General features: G+C 36.3%; 17 protein-coding genes. 10 read left to right on the forward strand and 7 right to left on the reverse strand.

Going from position 1 to position 15,447, the window contains the following annotated elements; genetic code table 11:
* The first annotated feature begins 70 nt into the window (after window positions 1–70).
* From Q0983_RS04855 to Q0983_RS04870, 4 genes are read left to right on the forward strand one after another with little or no spacing between them, the layout of a single operon-like run.
* Window positions 71–1,756: a M23 family metallopeptidase gene (locus Q0983_RS04855; protein ID WP_299549601.1), complete on the forward strand. Its 1,686-nt coding sequence runs from the start codon at window positions 71–73 to the stop codon at window positions 1,754–1,756.
* Window positions 1,757–1,814: 58 nt separating this feature from the next.
* Complete coding sequence (locus tag Q0983_RS04860) at window positions 1,815–4,322, forward strand: carboxypeptidase-like regulatory domain-containing protein (RefSeq protein WP_299549605.1); 2,508 nt, start codon at window positions 1,815–1,817, stop codon at window positions 4,320–4,322.
* 16 nt (window positions 4,323–4,338) lie between these two features.
* Window positions 4,339–5,526 (forward strand): retropepsin-like aspartic protease, encoded by a 1,188-nt coding sequence (locus Q0983_RS04865; protein ID WP_299549607.1) that lies wholly within the window; start codon window positions 4,339–4,341, stop codon window positions 5,524–5,526.
* Window position 5,527: 1 nt separating this feature from the next.
* Window positions 5,528–6,061: a PH domain-containing protein gene (locus Q0983_RS04870; RefSeq protein ID WP_299549609.1), complete on the forward strand. Its 534-nt coding sequence runs from the start codon at window positions 5,528–5,530 to the stop codon at window positions 6,059–6,061.
* On the opposite strand, the gene Q0983_RS04875 is transcribed toward Q0983_RS04870, so the two are convergent.
* The gene (locus Q0983_RS04875) at window positions 6,062–7,210 is read right to left on the reverse strand and encodes a cysteine desulfurase family protein (protein ID WP_299549882.1); all 1,149 of its coding nucleotides are present in this window, start codon (window positions 7,208–7,210) and stop codon (window positions 6,062–6,064) included. It lies immediately after the preceding gene.
* A gap of 121 nt (window positions 7,211–7,331) precedes the next feature.
* On the opposite strand from Q0983_RS04875, the gene Q0983_RS04880 reads away from it, so the two are divergent.
* A complete protein-coding gene (locus Q0983_RS04880; protein WP_299549611.1) occupies window positions 7,332–8,321 on the forward strand; it encodes a hypothetical protein in 990 nt (329 codons plus the stop codon).
* Here Q0983_RS04880 and Q0983_RS04885 read toward each other — a convergent pair.
* Both Q0983_RS04885 and Q0983_RS04890 read right to left on the reverse strand, forming a co-directional pair.
* Window positions 8,314–8,874, reverse strand: a complete 561-nt coding sequence (locus Q0983_RS04885; protein WP_299549614.1) for a Smr/MutS family protein — start codon at window positions 8,872–8,874, stop codon at window positions 8,314–8,316. The genes Q0983_RS04880 and Q0983_RS04885 overlap by 8 nt on opposite strands.
* Before the next feature lies 1 nt (window position 8,875).
* Complete coding sequence (locus tag Q0983_RS04890) at window positions 8,876–9,064, reverse strand: hypothetical protein (protein WP_299549617.1); 189 nt, start codon at window positions 9,062–9,064, stop codon at window positions 8,876–8,878.
* 178 nt (window positions 9,065–9,242) lie between these two features.
* Between Q0983_RS04890 and Q0983_RS04895 the strand changes: the two genes are divergently transcribed.
* The 5 genes from Q0983_RS04895 (at window position 9,243) to Q0983_RS04910 (ending at window position 12,376) form a co-directional block, all read left to right on the forward strand.
* Window positions 9,243–11,000, forward strand: a complete 1,758-nt coding sequence (locus tag Q0983_RS04895) for a T9SS sorting signal type C domain-containing protein (protein WP_299549619.1) — start codon at window positions 9,243–9,245, stop codon at window positions 10,998–11,000.
* Window positions 11,001–11,075: 75 nt separating this feature from the next.
* Window positions 11,076–11,348, forward strand: a complete 273-nt coding sequence (locus Q0983_RS04900; protein ID WP_299549622.1) for a CD225/dispanin family protein — start codon at window positions 11,076–11,078, stop codon at window positions 11,346–11,348.
* The gene (locus tag Q0983_RS21370; protein WP_366140994.1) at window positions 11,341–11,748 is read left to right on the forward strand and encodes a DUF2752 domain-containing protein; all 408 of its coding nucleotides are present in this window, start codon (window positions 11,341–11,343) and stop codon (window positions 11,746–11,748) included. The genes Q0983_RS04900 and Q0983_RS21370 overlap by 8 nt, the downstream gene beginning before the upstream one ends.
* 9 nt (window positions 11,749–11,757) lie before the next feature.
* On the forward strand, window positions 11,758–12,042 hold the full coding sequence (locus tag Q0983_RS04905; RefSeq protein ID WP_299549625.1) for a DUF2752 domain-containing protein: 285 nt from the start codon (window positions 11,758–11,760) through the stop codon (window positions 12,040–12,042).
* A gap of 10 nt (window positions 12,043–12,052) precedes the next feature.
* Window positions 12,053–12,376 (forward strand): CCC motif membrane protein, encoded by a 324-nt coding sequence (locus Q0983_RS04910; RefSeq protein ID WP_299549628.1) that lies wholly within the window; start codon window positions 12,053–12,055, stop codon window positions 12,374–12,376.
* Between the two features lie 87 nt (window positions 12,377–12,463).
* Here the strand turns inward: Q0983_RS04910 and Q0983_RS04915 are convergent, their stop codons facing one another.
* The 4 genes from Q0983_RS04915 to Q0983_RS04930 all read right to left on the reverse strand — a co-directional run bounded on the left by Q0983_RS04915 (window position 12,464) and on the right by Q0983_RS04930 (window position 15,337).
* Window positions 12,464–12,913, reverse strand: coding sequence for a DUF5362 family protein (locus Q0983_RS04915; RefSeq protein WP_299549631.1), 450 nt, complete (start codon window positions 12,911–12,913; stop codon window positions 12,464–12,466).
* Between the two features lie 3 nt (window positions 12,914–12,916).
* A complete protein-coding gene (gene rocD / locus Q0983_RS04920) occupies window positions 12,917–14,164 on the reverse strand; it encodes an ornithine--oxo-acid transaminase (RefSeq protein ID WP_299549634.1) in 1,248 nt (415 codons plus the stop codon).
* 146 nt (window positions 14,165–14,310) lie between these two features.
* Entirely contained in the window at window positions 14,311–14,697 is a 387-nt protein-coding gene (locus Q0983_RS04925; protein WP_299549637.1) for a DUF6768 family protein, read from the reverse strand.
* A gap of 70 nt (window positions 14,698–14,767) precedes the next feature.
* Complete coding sequence (locus Q0983_RS04930) at window positions 14,768–15,337, reverse strand: RNA polymerase sigma factor (RefSeq protein ID WP_299549640.1); 570 nt, start codon at window positions 15,335–15,337, stop codon at window positions 14,768–14,770.
* Window positions 15,338–15,447 lie beyond the last annotated feature (110 nt).

Below are 15,447 nucleotides of genomic sequence, written 5' to 3' on the forward strand. Positions count from 1 at the left end.
AATGGCTTGATTTTTGTTTTGACCTTGGCATATTCATGTCAAATTAATATTTTAGCCGTAATACATTTCTATGAGATCAATCCTGCTGTTTCTTTTAGTTTTCCCTTGTCTGTCTAATGCACAAAGTCAGTATCCCCAAGACTATTTCAGTAGCCCCTTAGATATTCCGTTAATACTTTCAGGCACGTTTGCTGAATTGCGTTCCAACCATTTCCACTCCGGATTGGATATTAAAACGCAACAACGTGTGGGCTTAAAAGTTAAAGCCTCTGCCGGGGGTTATGTAAGCAGGATCAAGGTGTCTCACTACGGCTATGGCAAAGCATTGTACATAACACATCCCAACGGATACACTACGGTTTATGCGCATTTACAAAAGTTTGCCCCGGATATTGAAGCTTATGTTAAAAAGCAACAGTATAAAAAGGAATCCTATGAAGTAGAAATGTTCCCAGGTGCGGAAACATTACCTATCTTAAAAGATAGTTTAATTGCTTATAGCGGAAATTCCGGTGGTTCGGGCGGGCCCCATTTGCATTTTGAAATTAGAGACAACGCGGAACGCCCAATAAACCCCATGCTCTTTGGAATTGATATTAAAGACTCTAAAGCCCCCTATATAAAGTCTGTTTATGCCTATCCTTTGGATGAAGATTCTTTTGTTAACAAGTCTAATAAGAAACAAAAACTGCGCTTAATTCCTTTGCAAAACGGGGATTACACGATTGAAAATATCGAAGCTTTTGGCAATATTGGTTTTGGTATTGAAACAAATGACCGGCAAGATTTAGCCGCTAATTCAAATGGTGTTTATAACATAAGGACCTTTGTTAACGGCAATAAGAATTTTGAACTGGATTTTAAACGATTTTCGTTCAGTGAAACCAAACACATCAACCAACTTATTGATTACGAGCATTATGCTACCAAAAAACAGCGTATACAAAAGTTGTTTAAAAAAAATAATCCCTTAAGCATTTTTAAATCGGTTTTAAATGATGGTGCTTTATCTATAGAAGATAGTACCTATTTGGTTTATAAAATTCGGGTAGCTGATTATAAGAATAACGATTCCTGGGTAACATTAAATATAAAAGGTACAAAAAACAGCGTGTCTACACCTTCAAAAATTAATACCACACCTTATTACATTAAAGCAGACCAAACTATCAACTTAAAAGAAAATAAGGTCTCAGTCGATTTTTATAAAGACACGTTTTACGAAGATTTTTATCTCAATTTTGAAGTAGACAATGATACTTTAACACTACATAAAAACGTTAAAGCTGCCAAAAAGAACTTTAGCATCACCTATGATATCAGTAACTACAGCGATAAAGATAAAAGTAAATTATACATCGCGCGTTTGGTGGGTTACAAAAAATACCCTGCTTATACGTCTACTAAAAGAAAAGGTAATTTATTAACGGCTTACACCAAGAGTTTAGGGACGTTTGCCCTTGCAACCGATACTTTAAAACCTACTATTTCCCCCAGAAATTTTAAAAACGGACAGTGGTTAAGTAAATACAGGTACTTAAAAGTTAAAATTGATGATGAGCCTTCAGGTGTTTCAAATTACAGGGCTACGGTAAACGGAAAATGGATCTTAATGGAGTACGATTACAAAACCAAAACCCTGACGCACGATTTTAACGATGGTGTAGTTACCGATACAAAAAACAATTTAAAAGTGATTGTTACGGATAATGTTGGAAATAATTCTACTTTTGAAGCGTTGTTTTATCGAAAATAAACTGTAACCACTTTTGAGACCAAATTTTTTACTCGATCATCGAGATTTAAATATTCCAATGTTTTTGTTAAAACTAAAAACTATTTTTTATAAATACTCTCTAACCTTAACTCAAAGCAGTTTATTCTTCGTTTTGTTTTTTTTAATCGCTTTTACAGGCGTTTCACAAACTGCAACCATTAGAGGGGTTATTTTAAGTGAAAACAATCAACCCGTTGGAAGTGTTAACATTAAAGCAGGTAGTTTAGGCACCCAAACAAACGAAAACGGATTTTACATTTTAGAAATTCCTTCAAACACTGATATTACTATTGAATTCTCACATCTTTCATTTAAAAAAGTGGTGGTTACTTTCAACCTGAAGAATGGTGAAGAACTGGAGTTCAATCCGGTCATGAAAACGTCGGTTGAACAAATTGTTCCCGTTGTTGTAACCTCCAAAAGACGTAAAGAAATTGAAGGGATCGTAACCCTACAGCCGGAAGTCATAAGGAAGATTCCCGGTGCTAATGCCGGCGTTGAAAACTTATTGTTAACACTTCCCGGAGTCAGTAATAATAATGAACTGAGTACACAATATTCAGTTCGGGGTGGCAACTATGATGAAAACCTGGTGTATGTTAATGATATTGAGGTTTACAGGCCTTTTTTAATTCGCTCGGGACAACAGGAAGGGTTAAGTTTTGTAAATACCAACCTGGTTCAGAACGTGGATTTTTCAGCCGGTGGTTTTCAGGCCAAATACGGTGATAAATTATCATCCGTATTGGATATCACTTATAAAACACCTTATCAGTTTGAAGTAAATGCTGATTTGAGCCTTTTAGGCGGCAGCGTTTCAATGGAAAACATTAGTAAAGATTCAAAATTCACAAGTATTGTCGGAGCTCGGTATCGCGATAACAGTTTATTGGTGAATGCTAAAGAAACCGAAACGAACTTTAATCCGACATTTGCTGATATTCAGGCCTTCTTCACTTATAAATTCACTAATAAATTTCATTTGAGTTTTTTAGGAAATGCATCCATAAACAAATACAATTACGAGCCGCAAACACGTCAAACCAATTTTGGTACCCTGAGTGACCCTATTGCGCTTTTAGTATTTTATAATGGTGAAGAAAAAGATCAATACCAAACTTATTTTGGCGCTTTTAAAGGTACTTATTTTGCCAGCGATGACTTAACGTTGAAATTGATCGCTTCTACCTATCACACCACAGAGGAGGAGTATTTTGATATTTTGGCACAATACCGCTTAGGTGAAGTAAATACTAACATTGGTGACGAAGACATAGGTGAAGTGGAGTTTAGCGAAGGTATTGGAAGCCAGCTAAATCATGGAAGAAATGACCTGGACGCCTTAATTACCAATATTGAGCATAAAGGTGATTTTAAAATTGACGACAACCGTATTGAATGGTCCGTTAAATATACCAATGAAGATATCAGAGACCGTTTAGTGGAGTGGGAAGTAATTGATTCCGCCGGTTTTTCAATAAGGCCGCCAAGAACGGTTCCTGTAAATGAGCAACCTTACATTCCCTACAGTGGTCCTCTGGAGCCTTTCCAAAATGTGAGAGCCACTAACAGTACACAGATCAACAGGTTGCAAGCCTATGCCCAATGGAGCAAACGATCTACATTAGGCTCCAGTGATGTCTGGTACAATGCCGGAGTACGTGTTCATAACTGGTCGGTATCCGGTGACGGTATCTCTTCCTCAAATCAGACCGTGTTTAGCCCCAGGGCACAGTTTGCCATAAAACCGGATTGGGAGAAGGATATGCTCTTCAGAGCTGCTGCCGGATTGTATTATCAACCGCCTTTTTACAGGGAATTACGAGATGCTAACGGAACTGTCCAACCTGATGTTAAAGCACAAAAATCGTTTCATTTGGTTTTGGGAAATGACTATAGTTTTGAAATGTGGGACCGCCCTTTTAAGCTCACTTCCGAAGTATATTATAAAAACCTGACCGATGTGAATCCCTATACTATTGAGAATGTTCGTATTCGCTACAGGGCCAATAACAGCGCCAAAGCTTATGCTTACGGCCTCGATATGCGATTGCATGGCGAGTTTGTTCCCGGAACCGAATCGTGGTTTAGCTTCGGGTACTTAAAAACCGAAGAAAATATAGAGGACCGGGGTTATATTGCCAGGCCTACAGATCAACGCTTAAAATTCGCTGCTTTGTTTCAAGATTACGTGCCAAACGTACCAAATTTAAAAATGTATTTGAATTTGGTCTATAATACAGGGGTTCCCGGTGGTACTCCCAGTTATGTGGATCCTTATTTGTATCAAAACCGGTTACCGGATTACAAAAGAGCAGATTTTGGTTTACAATTGGTTTTAGTTGATGACAAAAAACAATTCAAACACGGTTGGAAAAAACCATTTAAAGAACTCTCATTAGGGTTCGAAATATTCAATATTTTTGATGTACAGAACTCCATTACAAATACCTGGGTGAGAGATGTGTATAGCAAACGGCAGTTTGCCATTCCAAATTACCTGACACCACGCGTATTTAATGTGAGAACGACTATGAAATTCTAATTTTCAACTTTTTCAAATGGGCAGAATAATCTTAGGTATCTTTTTTTATTTAAGCTTAACATCTGTATGCCACGCCCAAAAATCGTATTTCAAAACCGGCAAACCTTCTTCAAAACATTATTATACGGAGATCACCTATGAAGAAGTCAGGGGCAAAATTATTATTCCGGTTTCTATTGATGGGAAAGTCTATCGTTTTCTGTTTGATACCGGAGCTCCAAACCTGATTACCTCCGATCTTTGGAAGACCATAAAGTCTAAAAAAACCCGAAGTCTTTCCGTGACCGATATAAACCAGAAAAAACAGCGTATGGACCTGATTACCATACAAAAATTATCTTTAGGCAATATTTCTTTTAAAAACACCGGTGCCCTGATGTTTAACGGCAAAAACAATTTAGTAATAGATTGTTTTAAAGTAGATGGTTTTATCGGTAGCAATCTTCTGAGGAAATCGATTATTCAGATTAAACCTAAAGAAAAACGCCTTATTCTAACCAATGATCCTAAAAAATTAGACCTTAACGAAGAACATGCTTCACCACTCATATTGGTTGGCAATCAAAGTAGCCCTTATATCAATATAAAACTAAAGGGCGACCATTCCGGTAATGAAAACCTTTTATTTGACACCGGAGCCAGTGGATTTTACGATCTATGCAAAAAAAATTACAAGACCTTAGAAGAAAAAAATATTGCCACAGTCCTTTCCAAAGGAAAGGGGGCTTCCAGTGTGGGAATGTTTGGAGTGGCAGAGAAAAGTGTTCAATACCGCTTAAAGATCCCGGAATTAACAATTAATAATCAAATATTTACAAATGTCATTACGACCACCGGTGATGATGATAACTCAAGAATTGGATCCGATATCCTTAAATATGGCAATGTAACCTTAGATTTTATTAAAAGAAAGTTCTATTTTACGCCTTTTGAAGCTAACAATGATCTGGACGAAAAACTTTTTGGCTTCTCTCCTACTATTATTGACAAAAAACTTGTTGTTGGTTTTGTTTGGGATGAGGCTTTAAAAGATCACATTCAATTTGGTGATGAAATTATTGAAATTAACAGTATCAATTATCAGGATAAAGAGATATGTGATTTTATAACTAAAAGGTCTATATTTAAACAAAATAACACCTTAAATGTTGTCATTAAAAGGCAAAATGGTGAAAAGAAAACTTTAACAATTCAAAGAAAGTAATATGTCTGCACCACCCAATATCATCAAAAAAGCGGCGTTTAATCCTAAGATTAAAACCTATATTCTCCTGGTGGTGGCTTTTTTACTTTTCATTTCGGTTGCCGGTATTCCTATTCTGATCATTTGGTTTTTAGGCCTTGGGCAGTATATGAGCAATCGTTACTATCAAAATTTAAAGTGCCAATTAACCGAAAAGCATTTGGAGTTTAAAAAAGGGGTGCTTTTTAAAGTTGAAAAAACCATTCCGTTGGAAAATATTCAGGATCTGACCTTTATTGAAAATCCTATTTTAAAAGCATTGGACCTAAGGATCCTTAAAATTGAAACGGCGGGACAAAGCAATCCTAAGGGCAGCGATATGAAACTTATAGGGATCATGGATTCTGCTACTTTTAAGGAAGACGTTTTAAAACAACGTGAAGTGATCCAAACTAAAAACTATGCGGTAAATCAAACCGATAATGTTTCAATAGAAAAAACACATCAGTTGTTAGAAGAAATAAGAGATCTTTTAAACGCTATTAAGAATAAGTAGTTAAGCTTCAACCAAATCTTTTAAAACCCCAACTACATAATCTATCTCGTCTTTGGTGTTATATATGCTAAAAGAAAATCTGACAGACGGCTTTTGCATGTCTTCTTCACTTAAAATTTCAGCCAGTACGTGAGACCCCTCGGAACTTCCGCTTTGGCAGGCGCTGCCTTTAGAGCAGGCAATGCCTTTTAGATCCAATTGAAATAACAGCATGGTAGCCTTTTCCGGTGCAACCGGTAAACACACATTAACAAGGGTGTAGGTACTGGCCTCCAAATCTGCCGAAAGGCCGTTAAAAGTCACTTTAGGAATGGCTTTTGACAGTTTATCAATAAAATACTGCTTTAAGCCTTTAATATATGCGGTTTCTTTTTCCAAATTGTCATAAGCATACTGCAATGCGGTTTTTAAACCTACAATATTGTGTACACTTTCGGTACCGGCTCTAAGGCCACGCTCCTGCTCTCCTCCATGAATTAACGGTTTTAAACCTGTATGCTTTCTAATAAAAGCAAACCCAACCCCTTTCGGCCCATGGAATTTATGAGCCGAAGCCGCCAGAAAATCTATTGGTACTTCCTGTAAATCCAGATTATAATGTCCAATGGTCTGTACCGCATCCGTATGAAACAAGGCATTATAAGTTTTACACATATCCGCTACGCCCTTTACATTTAGAATATTGCCTATTTCATTATTAACTTGCATTAAGCTTACCAATTGCTTTTTTGATGAATTAGCCAACAAACTTTCTAAATGCAGCGGATTAATGCTCCCATCCGGTTCCGTTTTTACATATTTTATACTGATCCTGTGTTCTGCTTTAAGTTGGTCAACTGTGTGCAAAACAGCATGGTGTTCAATTTTAGACGTAATAATTTCCTTGATTCCTAAATCTCTAACAGCACTTCTTAATACCAAATTATCAGCTTCAGTGCCGCCAGATGTAAAAATAATTTCACTGGCCGATACATTAAAAAAACCGGCTATGGCTTTTCTTGATTTTTCCACCAGCGACTTTGAAGACCTTCCAAAACTGTGTGAGGACGAAGGGTTACCGTAATTATTTTGCATAACCCCGGTTATAGAAGCAATGACTTCTTCCCGAATTTGCGTGGTAGCAGCATTATCAAAATAAACGGTCTTCATCATAAATAATTTTAAAGGTATAATGCCTTTCAGGGCTCAAAAATACTTGAAATAAAATTATTTTCAATATGATACGTTATAAATAACAATTCTATTATTTTTGCCTTAAAATCAGTACCCAATGCGCAAGTTGTTTTTTGTTCTAATTTCTATCAGCTTAATCAGTATTTCTTCATGTGATGACGGTGATATTATCGATTTTAGTTTTGATTTTGATGATGAATTTCTTGCCTGTGAAGGCGTTTCCGATCTGGTACTCTACAAAACCAAAAATGATCCCTCAGAATCATTATCCGTACTTATTTCCAGTTTTACAATAGCCGAATTACTCGCCGTGGGAGACAATGATCAATTGGAGATTAACGACAAACCGGCCACCTTTTATTACAGGACTTATAGTGATGAAAGTATCTCGGGATTATTTTGTGAGGACATACCGGTAGATGTAAATATTACTTTGGATGAGCAAAGTAATTGTGATCTGGACATATCTACGATTTTAACAGAAGATGATAACGACGGTGTGCCAACTGCACTGGAAAGTACAAATGGTCTTAACCCCATAGGAGATGAAGACAATGACGGTGTATTAAATTATTTAGATGACAACTCTAATGACGAAAGCATCGGCAATGTAAACGGAAGTATTGAAGATGGGTTTGATACTGATAATGATGGTATCCCTAACTATAAAGATCTGGATGACGATGGTGATAACGTCCCTACTAAAGATGAAGCCCCGGATCCGAATGACGATGGTGATTTAAGTGATGCCCAGGATACCGATGGTAATGGCGTACCCGATTATTTAGATAAAGATGATGATGGTGACGGTGTTGATACCCGTGATGAAGAAAATGCAAGCCAGGACAAAAACCCGACAAACGATGTTACTTTTGAAGCAGATGGCCCGGATTATTTAAACCCAAATGTTGCCACAAGTGTTCCGGCTACCGAATACAGAACACATACCGTCTCAAAAACCTATCTGGTAACCGTTATTGTTAAAGATTTTAAAATTGAAGGATTACAACAAACAAGTCTGGATTTTGGAATCTTAGATAATAGTGCTACAAGTGAATCGGAAACCTTAGAAACTATTTTTAATTAGGTTTTACATTCCGATAGATATAAACCTCGGTGGCTCCCAAACCATATTTCTGGTAATTGGCGTCATAGAATTTTACATTGTTATAGCGCCCGAATAAATATTCCAGCTCCAATTTTAAAACACCTTCTCCAACACCGTGGATAAATACCACCTTCTGAATACGTTTATTAATAGCAAAATCCAATTGTCTTTTGGCAGTATCTAGTTGAAGCGTCAGCATGTCATAATTGGTCATCCCTTTTGTAGATGTCGTTAACTGATTGATATGCAAATCAACCTCCATGGTCGGCTGGTAACGCTCTTTAGCTTTGACCTTAGGTTGTTTGCGCTTTTTTGATTGTTCTTTTTCCGAGACCACTGCACTTAGATCAGAATGTGAGAAGATCTCTCTTTTAAAAGATCCAGGCTTACTTATGATCAAAGCGTCTGCCTTAAAATCAAGTAAAAAACCGTCTTCAGTTTCAATAGAAACCATATTCCCCATAATGCCTTTTACAATACCGGACAGATCTTCGTCTAAAACCGAAACAATATCGCCTTTTCTAAATTTCAATCTAATCTTCTTTATTTAATTCATCGTTATTATGTCGTTTACTGGGAATTGTCTTCGAAATTCGGTAAATACCGGCCATAAGCAAAACAATACCGCCAATAAGTATAAATTGGTTCTGTTCCTTACTGCTATTAGCATACAAAGCCACAATGGCACCAATAATTACTAATATATAATTCAAATATTTCATAGAAACGTCATCTATAATTAACGTTACAAATTACGGTAAAAATTATGTTTATAACTTGTTTCTAAACCAATAAATACACATACAAACATCGTTTAAAAACATTTTTTATCGATTAAATGCATTATTTGACAAAAAAATTATATATTTGTCCTGTAAATTGAATATTCTCAACAAAAGAATGAACTTAAAGCTATCTCTCCTCCTACTATTTATTAGCCATGTTTTGTATGCCCAGCTCTCGGTGCGAAATGATAATTTCATTTTTGCTGATGATGCGCTAATTTTTGTTGAAGACGATATAAATCTTAACGAAACCAACAGTCGTATTTACTTAAGAAATGAGGCCCAGGTAATTCAGGGAACCGGTACCACGGGAAATTCGGGAATTGGTGAATTAAGTGTATACCAGGAAGCCAATGTTGATGCATATGAGTACAACTATTGGTGCGCTCCTATCGGTGATAAAACAAGTAACAATAGTAATAACCTTTTTGGTATTTCACTTTTAAATGATGCTACAGGATTGATTACCTCAACACCAGCCACTTATAACAGTTCATCAAATTATAACGGTACCTCAAGCCCATTAAATATTGAACCCTATTGGATTTGGAAATTTGTAGCCTCTGATAATTATTCCCATTGGGTACATGTGCGGTCCTTAACAACTATTAATCCGGGGGAAGGGTTTACCATGAAAGGGACAAACGGTTCGGGCAGTGCCCAACAATATGATTTCAGAGGCAAACCAAATAATGGTACTATTAGTACGGATGTGCTTAATAATCAATATACATTAACAGGAAATCCCTATCCTTCTGCCATGGACGCCGTTTCATACATTCATGATACTGAAAATGCAGCTGTAATTACCGGTGTTCTATATTATTGGGAACAGGACCCTAATATTAACTCTCATAATATAACCGATTTTCAAGGGGGCTACGCCACTTATACCATATCATCGGATGGGTTAACAGAAACCTTTATATCGGCTGTTTTTAACACTTATAATAGTGATGGCTCTATTAATACGAGTAATACGGGAACAGGTTCAAAAACAGCCAGAAGATATATCCCTATCGGACAAGGGTTTATGGTTGAAGGTACCGCAACAGGTACTGTAAAGGCAAAAAACAGCCATAGAGTATATATTAAAGAAAGTGATGCCAACAGTGAATTTTTTAAAATAAAAAACACTAAAAAAAGCTCAAAATCTTATACGGAAGATAGGTTCTCTATAATTCCTAACGATTATAAGCGCTTTAGGTTGAATATTGATTTTAACAACACCTATACAAGGCAATTGGTTCAAACATTTAATAGAGAGGCTACCAGCGGTTTTGATTACGGGCTGGAAATAAATGTGAACCCGGATGAATTATTAAATTCGGATGCCTATTTCAAATCCGGTGAGAACCTTTATTTAGGGGAAGCTTTATCGTTTGATGAAAACTTAAAGATTCCTTTATACCTGGATGTTCAGAATAAAATGTCAGTTAGAATTAGAATTGCCGATATACAGAATTTTGACGCCAGTCAACCCATATTTGTTTTAGATACTGAAAACAATACGTTTACCAATTTAAGAAGCGGGGATTTTGAAATTGAATTAAGGCCCGGCAACTATGATAATCGATTTGAAATTGTATTTAGTCAGCAATCATTAAGTACCATTGAAAATGAACACGTTGCCTTGAAAGTATTTCAGGATAACCAACGCTCCCTGTTACGCATTTCAAACCCCGGACAACAAGATATTAAATCTGTTTGTATCTATGATATTTCAGGGAAGAAGATTTTTAAACGCAGAAAATGGCCAAAATCCAAAGAGCATAAGGTTTCAACAAACTCATATAGCAACGGCGTGTACATTGTAAAAATTGTTCTCAAGGACAGGCAGCTTTTTACAAAAAAGGTAGTGGTTACTAATTAAGAAACTTTTTCTCTCATTTTAATTGGTCTTTTTACTATATTTAGTCAATCAATAAACCAATTAAAATTATCATTCATGGAAGAAAACAAACCAGCAAGACCCAGTAGTTACTTAGCCTTAGCCATTATAAGTACCATATTGTGCTGCCTGCCAACCGGTATAGTCAGCATTATTTATGCAACAAAAGTTAATAGTGCTTACGAAGATGGAAAATATGAAGAGGCCAATAAAGCTTCTAAAAATGCTAAACTTTGGGGTTTAATCGGAGTTGGAATAGCTGCTTTGGGGTGGATTATCTATCTTATTTTTGGAGCCGCCATGTTTGCTACCGCGCTGTCTGATGTATAAAAAACTCAATGTAAGTTTAATAATATTTATAGTGATAGGATTCTCATTAATTCTATCACTATTTTTCTTATATAACCCTTTACAACACAACTTTTTTCCAAAATGCCCTATTTATGCTTCTACTGGCATATATTGTCCCGGTTGCGGTAGTCAGCGTGCTATTCATCAAATACTAAACGGAAACATCATCGAGGGTTTTAAACATAATTTTTTAATTTTACTTTTGTTACTGGTAATAGTGTACGATGTTATAATTAGAGGTTCCAATACTTTTTTTAAAAAAAACTTTAGTAACCTGTTACATAAACCAATAACAACAATAGGCATATTAATAGTTGTAATTACCTATTGGATATTAAGAAATATAGAGCACTACCCTTTTACCATTTTAGCACCATAAAACTTTAGAATGCAGGCATTAGAAGATTATATGTTACCATGTTTGAACAAAAAACTTTTCGGGGTTGAATGTTTGGGCTGTGGGTTACAGCGTTCTGTATCGTTAATTTTTAAAGGAGAATTCACTGAGGCATTTTATATGTATCCTGCCATCTATAACATCATGGTATTAGTGATTTTTATTATATTTAATCAGTTTATAAAATTCAGGCATGACTACAAAGTAAAAATGGGGTTAATAATCCTGACCGTACTGGTAGTTGTGGTTAGTTACTTAATAAAAATAACTCATTAAAACCAATCAAATGGAACAACAAAAATTACCAAATTCAACACTTATTCTAGTTTTCGGGATCTTATCAATAGTATGTTGCTGCTGCTACGGGATCATCGGTCTAATTCTGGGTATCATTGCCATAGTATTAGCTAACAAGGCAACAAAAGTATATGCGGAAAATCCGGAAGCCTATACAGGTTACTCCAATGTCAAAACCGGTAAGATACTGGCTATAATCGGTGTCATTTTAAGTGCTATTTATATGATTTATGTTATTTATATGTTTGCCACGATTGGTTACTCAGGTATTATGGAACAATACCAGGAAGCCTTAGAACAAATGGGACAATAGATTAGATTCAATATAAATGAAAAGCGACCCGGTCACTGAGGTTCTCGAAGTGCGGTCGCTTTTTTATATCCACTATCCTGCCCTTTGTTAAAAAAGTGCAGCACCGGCAATAGCCGCCATAAAAATTAAAATATAAATAGAGATAATCACTATTGAAAATATGCCAACAAATTTATAATGTGATTTTAAATTCGAAAAAGCCGTTATAAAATCTTTGTTATTACTTAGTTTTAAGGCACTTTTCATGTGTTTTGAAAAATTGAACAAATACAGTATCGGGAAAAAATAGACGGCCGCTATAACAATATAGACCAACCCGACACCTATGGAATACCCCACACCATAAAGCGCATCAACACCACTCCCTGCCAAGCCTTGAAAAAAGGCCATAAAAATTCCAAGTAGGACCATTAAACCAATACCCACAAAACCAAGAATAGCCAAATAATAGGCCCACTTGGAGGTTTCACTTAAATACCCCTTAATTTCCTGGTTTATATCAAGTTCGAAGTTCTCAAAAACTGATTTTTCTTCCATAAATTACTTTTCAAATTGTTTAAACGTTCTTATAATTATGTCAACGCAGTCTAATAATTGTTCTTCATTCATAACCAAAGGTGGTGCAAACCGAATGATATTACCATGCGTAGGCTTTGCTATTAAACCATTATCACGCAGCGCTAAACAAATATTCCAGGCAATATTACCGTCGCCTTCATCATTTATAACTACAGCATTTAGCAATCCTTTCCCTCTTACCAGGGTCACGACATTGCTGGTCTCAATGTATTTGTTTAATTCACTTCTGAAAATGTCGCCCAGAACGGCAGCGTTCTCTGCTAAATCTTCTTCTTTAACAACCTCTAACGCAGCCATGGCAACAGCTGCTGCCAACGGATTACCTCCAAAAGTACTGCCATGTGTTCCCGGAGTCATAACCTTCATAATGTTATTATCTGCCAAAACTGCACTAACCGGATAAGTACCTCCACTTAAAGCTTTACCAAGAATTAAAATATCCGGTCTGACATTTTCATGGTCAACCGCCAACAATTTGCCCGTTCGGGCAATGCCGGTTTGAATTTCATCCGCAATAAATAAAACATTATACGCTTCACATAATGCTTTGGCTTTAGCCAAAAAACCTTCGGAAGGCACATAAACACCGGCCTCTCCCTGAATGGGCTCCACTAAAAACCCGCCAATGTTCGGATTATTCTTTAAAGCCGATTCCAATTGCTCCAAATTATCGTAGTCAATATTGATAAAACCATCGGAATACGGACCAAAATTCTTATGAGACGTACTATCGCTGGAAAAGGACACTATAGTTGTAGTACGCCCATGAAAATTACTGTTACAAACTATAATTTTAGCTTTGTTTTCAGGAACACCCTTTACCTCATAGGCCCATTTTCGGCACACCTTTATGGCCGCTTCAACGGCTTCCGCACCGGAATTCATGGGCAATAACTTATCAAACCCAAAATATTCACAGGTGTACTTCTCGTAAAGCCCTAATTTGTCATTAAAAAACGCCCTGGAAGTAAGCGTGATCCTTTGGGCCTGCTCCATCATGGCATTAATAATTTTGGGGTGGCAATGCCCCTGGTTTACTGCCGAATAGGCCGATAGAAAATCGTAATACCGTTTTCCATCAACATCCCAAACATACACGCCTTCTCCCCTGCTTAATACCACAGGAAGTGGACGATATGTATTGGATCCGTACTTAGTTTCTAATTCAATTGCTTGCTGTGATGTTAATCGATCTTGTAAAACAGCCATTTTAAAAAGTTTTAATTGTTAATAAAATAACCATTCCTGCTCTACCTTTATCCTTTCGGAAGGCTCCGAAAATTCAGCGTGGGAGAGAAATCATCCCTGGATAGGTGTGCAAGGTAACAAATATTAGGCTGTTTTGTAAAAAAAACTTATTCAGACCTTCTGCCTGAAAGCGATGATATTTGTAATTCTAATCGCTTAATCTCACGTATCAGTGCATTCTTGTCCATTTGCATCCAGGCAAAAATCTTTAACATGCTTACCCCAAAAAGAAACACCAATCCGCCTAATCCCCATTTAAGCATATCTTTAACTACCTCAGCATTAAAGAATTGCACAATACAATACAGAAACAGGCCAAAAAAGGCCAGGGTTACAAAATTTGCAAAAAACATAACCCATCTGTTTTTCCCCTTAAATAAGCCCAATAACATCTGAAAAATGTTTTGCTCTTCCAATTCATCATAGAATTTGGCTTCTTCCCGGGTTAAAGTTTCTTTGATCAGTTTATCAATGTCTTCCATATTAGTTTTCATCTGTTTAAATTTTATGGTTCTACATAGGTCAGATGTAATTCGCCATTAAACATTTTAAAGGGTATTCCGTTTAGTTATGATGGCTCATTTCATAATTCCTATTTTTTAATATTAATTTCAATTTCTCTCTGGCATGATATAATCTTGACTTCGCAGTTCCTTCCGATATATTCAAAGTCCTGCTTATGTCTTTTAACGAATACGATTCGGCATAAAACAACCTGATAACCATCTGTTGATGCGCCGGTAACTTATTTATAGCATCCAGTAATTTTTTTCGCAATAATTCCTTTTCATTTTCCTCATCCGAATCATCCGCTTCCGCTCCGTATTCATAGGTTTTTAATCGCTCTTTGATTCTGTTTTGCTTTTTAACCCAATCGAAAGATTTATTGCAAACAATACGCAACGACCAGCCGGGAAACATTTTTGGGTCTTTTAAATCCCCTATGTTTTTAATGATGGCATTCCAGGTGTCCTGCGCTATATCTTTGGCTGCATCAGCATCTTTTACTATCCAATAGGCCTTGTTACAATAGATCTTGTGCCACCTTTTAACAAGTTGTGCCAGTGCTAAATTATTTCCGGATTGATAGTCTGAAACCAATTCAGCATCAATAATACGTTGCTCTTTATTCATGTAACAGAATCCAGCTTATACAATACAGACTTTAAAAACCAAAAAAGGTTCACTTTTTTCAAAAAATAAAATCCATTTAAAGTTAACAGAAATAAAATCGATTTTTTTTG

The organism is Seonamhaeicola sp., assembly GCF_028281565.1.
Taxonomy (GTDB): Bacteria; Bacteroidota; Bacteroidia; order Flavobacteriales; family Flavobacteriaceae; genus Seonamhaeicola.

Excerpts from the sequence above, each read along its gene's own strand:
- Q0983_RS04855 (WP_299549601.1), top strand. The coding sequence starts at position 71 with ATGAGATCAATCCTGCTGTTTCTTTTAGTTTTCCCTTGTCTGTCTAAT.
- Q0983_RS04860 (WP_299549605.1), top strand. The coding sequence starts at position 1,815 with ATGTTTTTGTTAAAACTAAAAACTATTTTTTATAAATACTCTCTAACC.
- Q0983_RS04865 (WP_299549607.1), top strand. The coding sequence starts at position 4,339 with ATGGGCAGAATAATCTTAGGTATCTTTTTTTATTTAAGCTTAACATCT.
- Q0983_RS04870 (WP_299549609.1), top strand. The coding sequence starts at position 5,528 with ATGTCTGCACCACCCAATATCATCAAAAAAGCGGCGTTTAATCCTAAG.
- Q0983_RS04875 (WP_299549882.1), bottom strand. The coding sequence starts at position 7,210 with ATGAAGACCGTTTATTTTGATAATGCTGCTACCACGCAAATTCGGGAA.
- Q0983_RS04880 (WP_299549611.1), top strand. The coding sequence starts at position 7,332 with ATGCGCAAGTTGTTTTTTGTTCTAATTTCTATCAGCTTAATCAGTATT.
- Q0983_RS04890 (WP_299549617.1), bottom strand. The coding sequence starts at position 9,064 with ATGAAATATTTGAATTATATATTAGTAATTATTGGTGCCATTGTGGCT.
- Q0983_RS04895 (WP_299549619.1), top strand. The coding sequence starts at position 9,243 with ATGAACTTAAAGCTATCTCTCCTCCTACTATTTATTAGCCATGTTTTG.
- Q0983_RS04900 (WP_299549622.1), top strand. The coding sequence starts at position 11,076 with ATGGAAGAAAACAAACCAGCAAGACCCAGTAGTTACTTAGCCTTAGCC.
- Q0983_RS21370 (WP_366140994.1), top strand. The coding sequence starts at position 11,341 with ATGTATAAAAAACTCAATGTAAGTTTAATAATATTTATAGTGATAGGA.
- Q0983_RS04905 (WP_299549625.1), top strand. The coding sequence starts at position 11,758 with ATGCAGGCATTAGAAGATTATATGTTACCATGTTTGAACAAAAAACTT.
- Q0983_RS04910 (WP_299549628.1), top strand. The coding sequence starts at position 12,053 with ATGGAACAACAAAAATTACCAAATTCAACACTTATTCTAGTTTTCGGG.
- Q0983_RS04915 (WP_299549631.1), bottom strand. The coding sequence starts at position 12,913 with ATGGAAGAAAAATCAGTTTTTGAGAACTTCGAACTTGATATAAACCAG.
- rocD (WP_299549634.1), bottom strand. The coding sequence starts at position 14,164 with ATGGCTGTTTTACAAGATCGATTAACATCACAGCAAGCAATTGAATTA.
- Q0983_RS04925 (WP_299549637.1), bottom strand. The coding sequence starts at position 14,697 with ATGAAAACTAATATGGAAGACATTGATAAACTGATCAAAGAAACTTTA.
- Q0983_RS04930 (WP_299549640.1), bottom strand. The coding sequence starts at position 15,337 with ATGAATAAAGAGCAACGTATTATTGATGCTGAATTGGTTTCAGACTAT.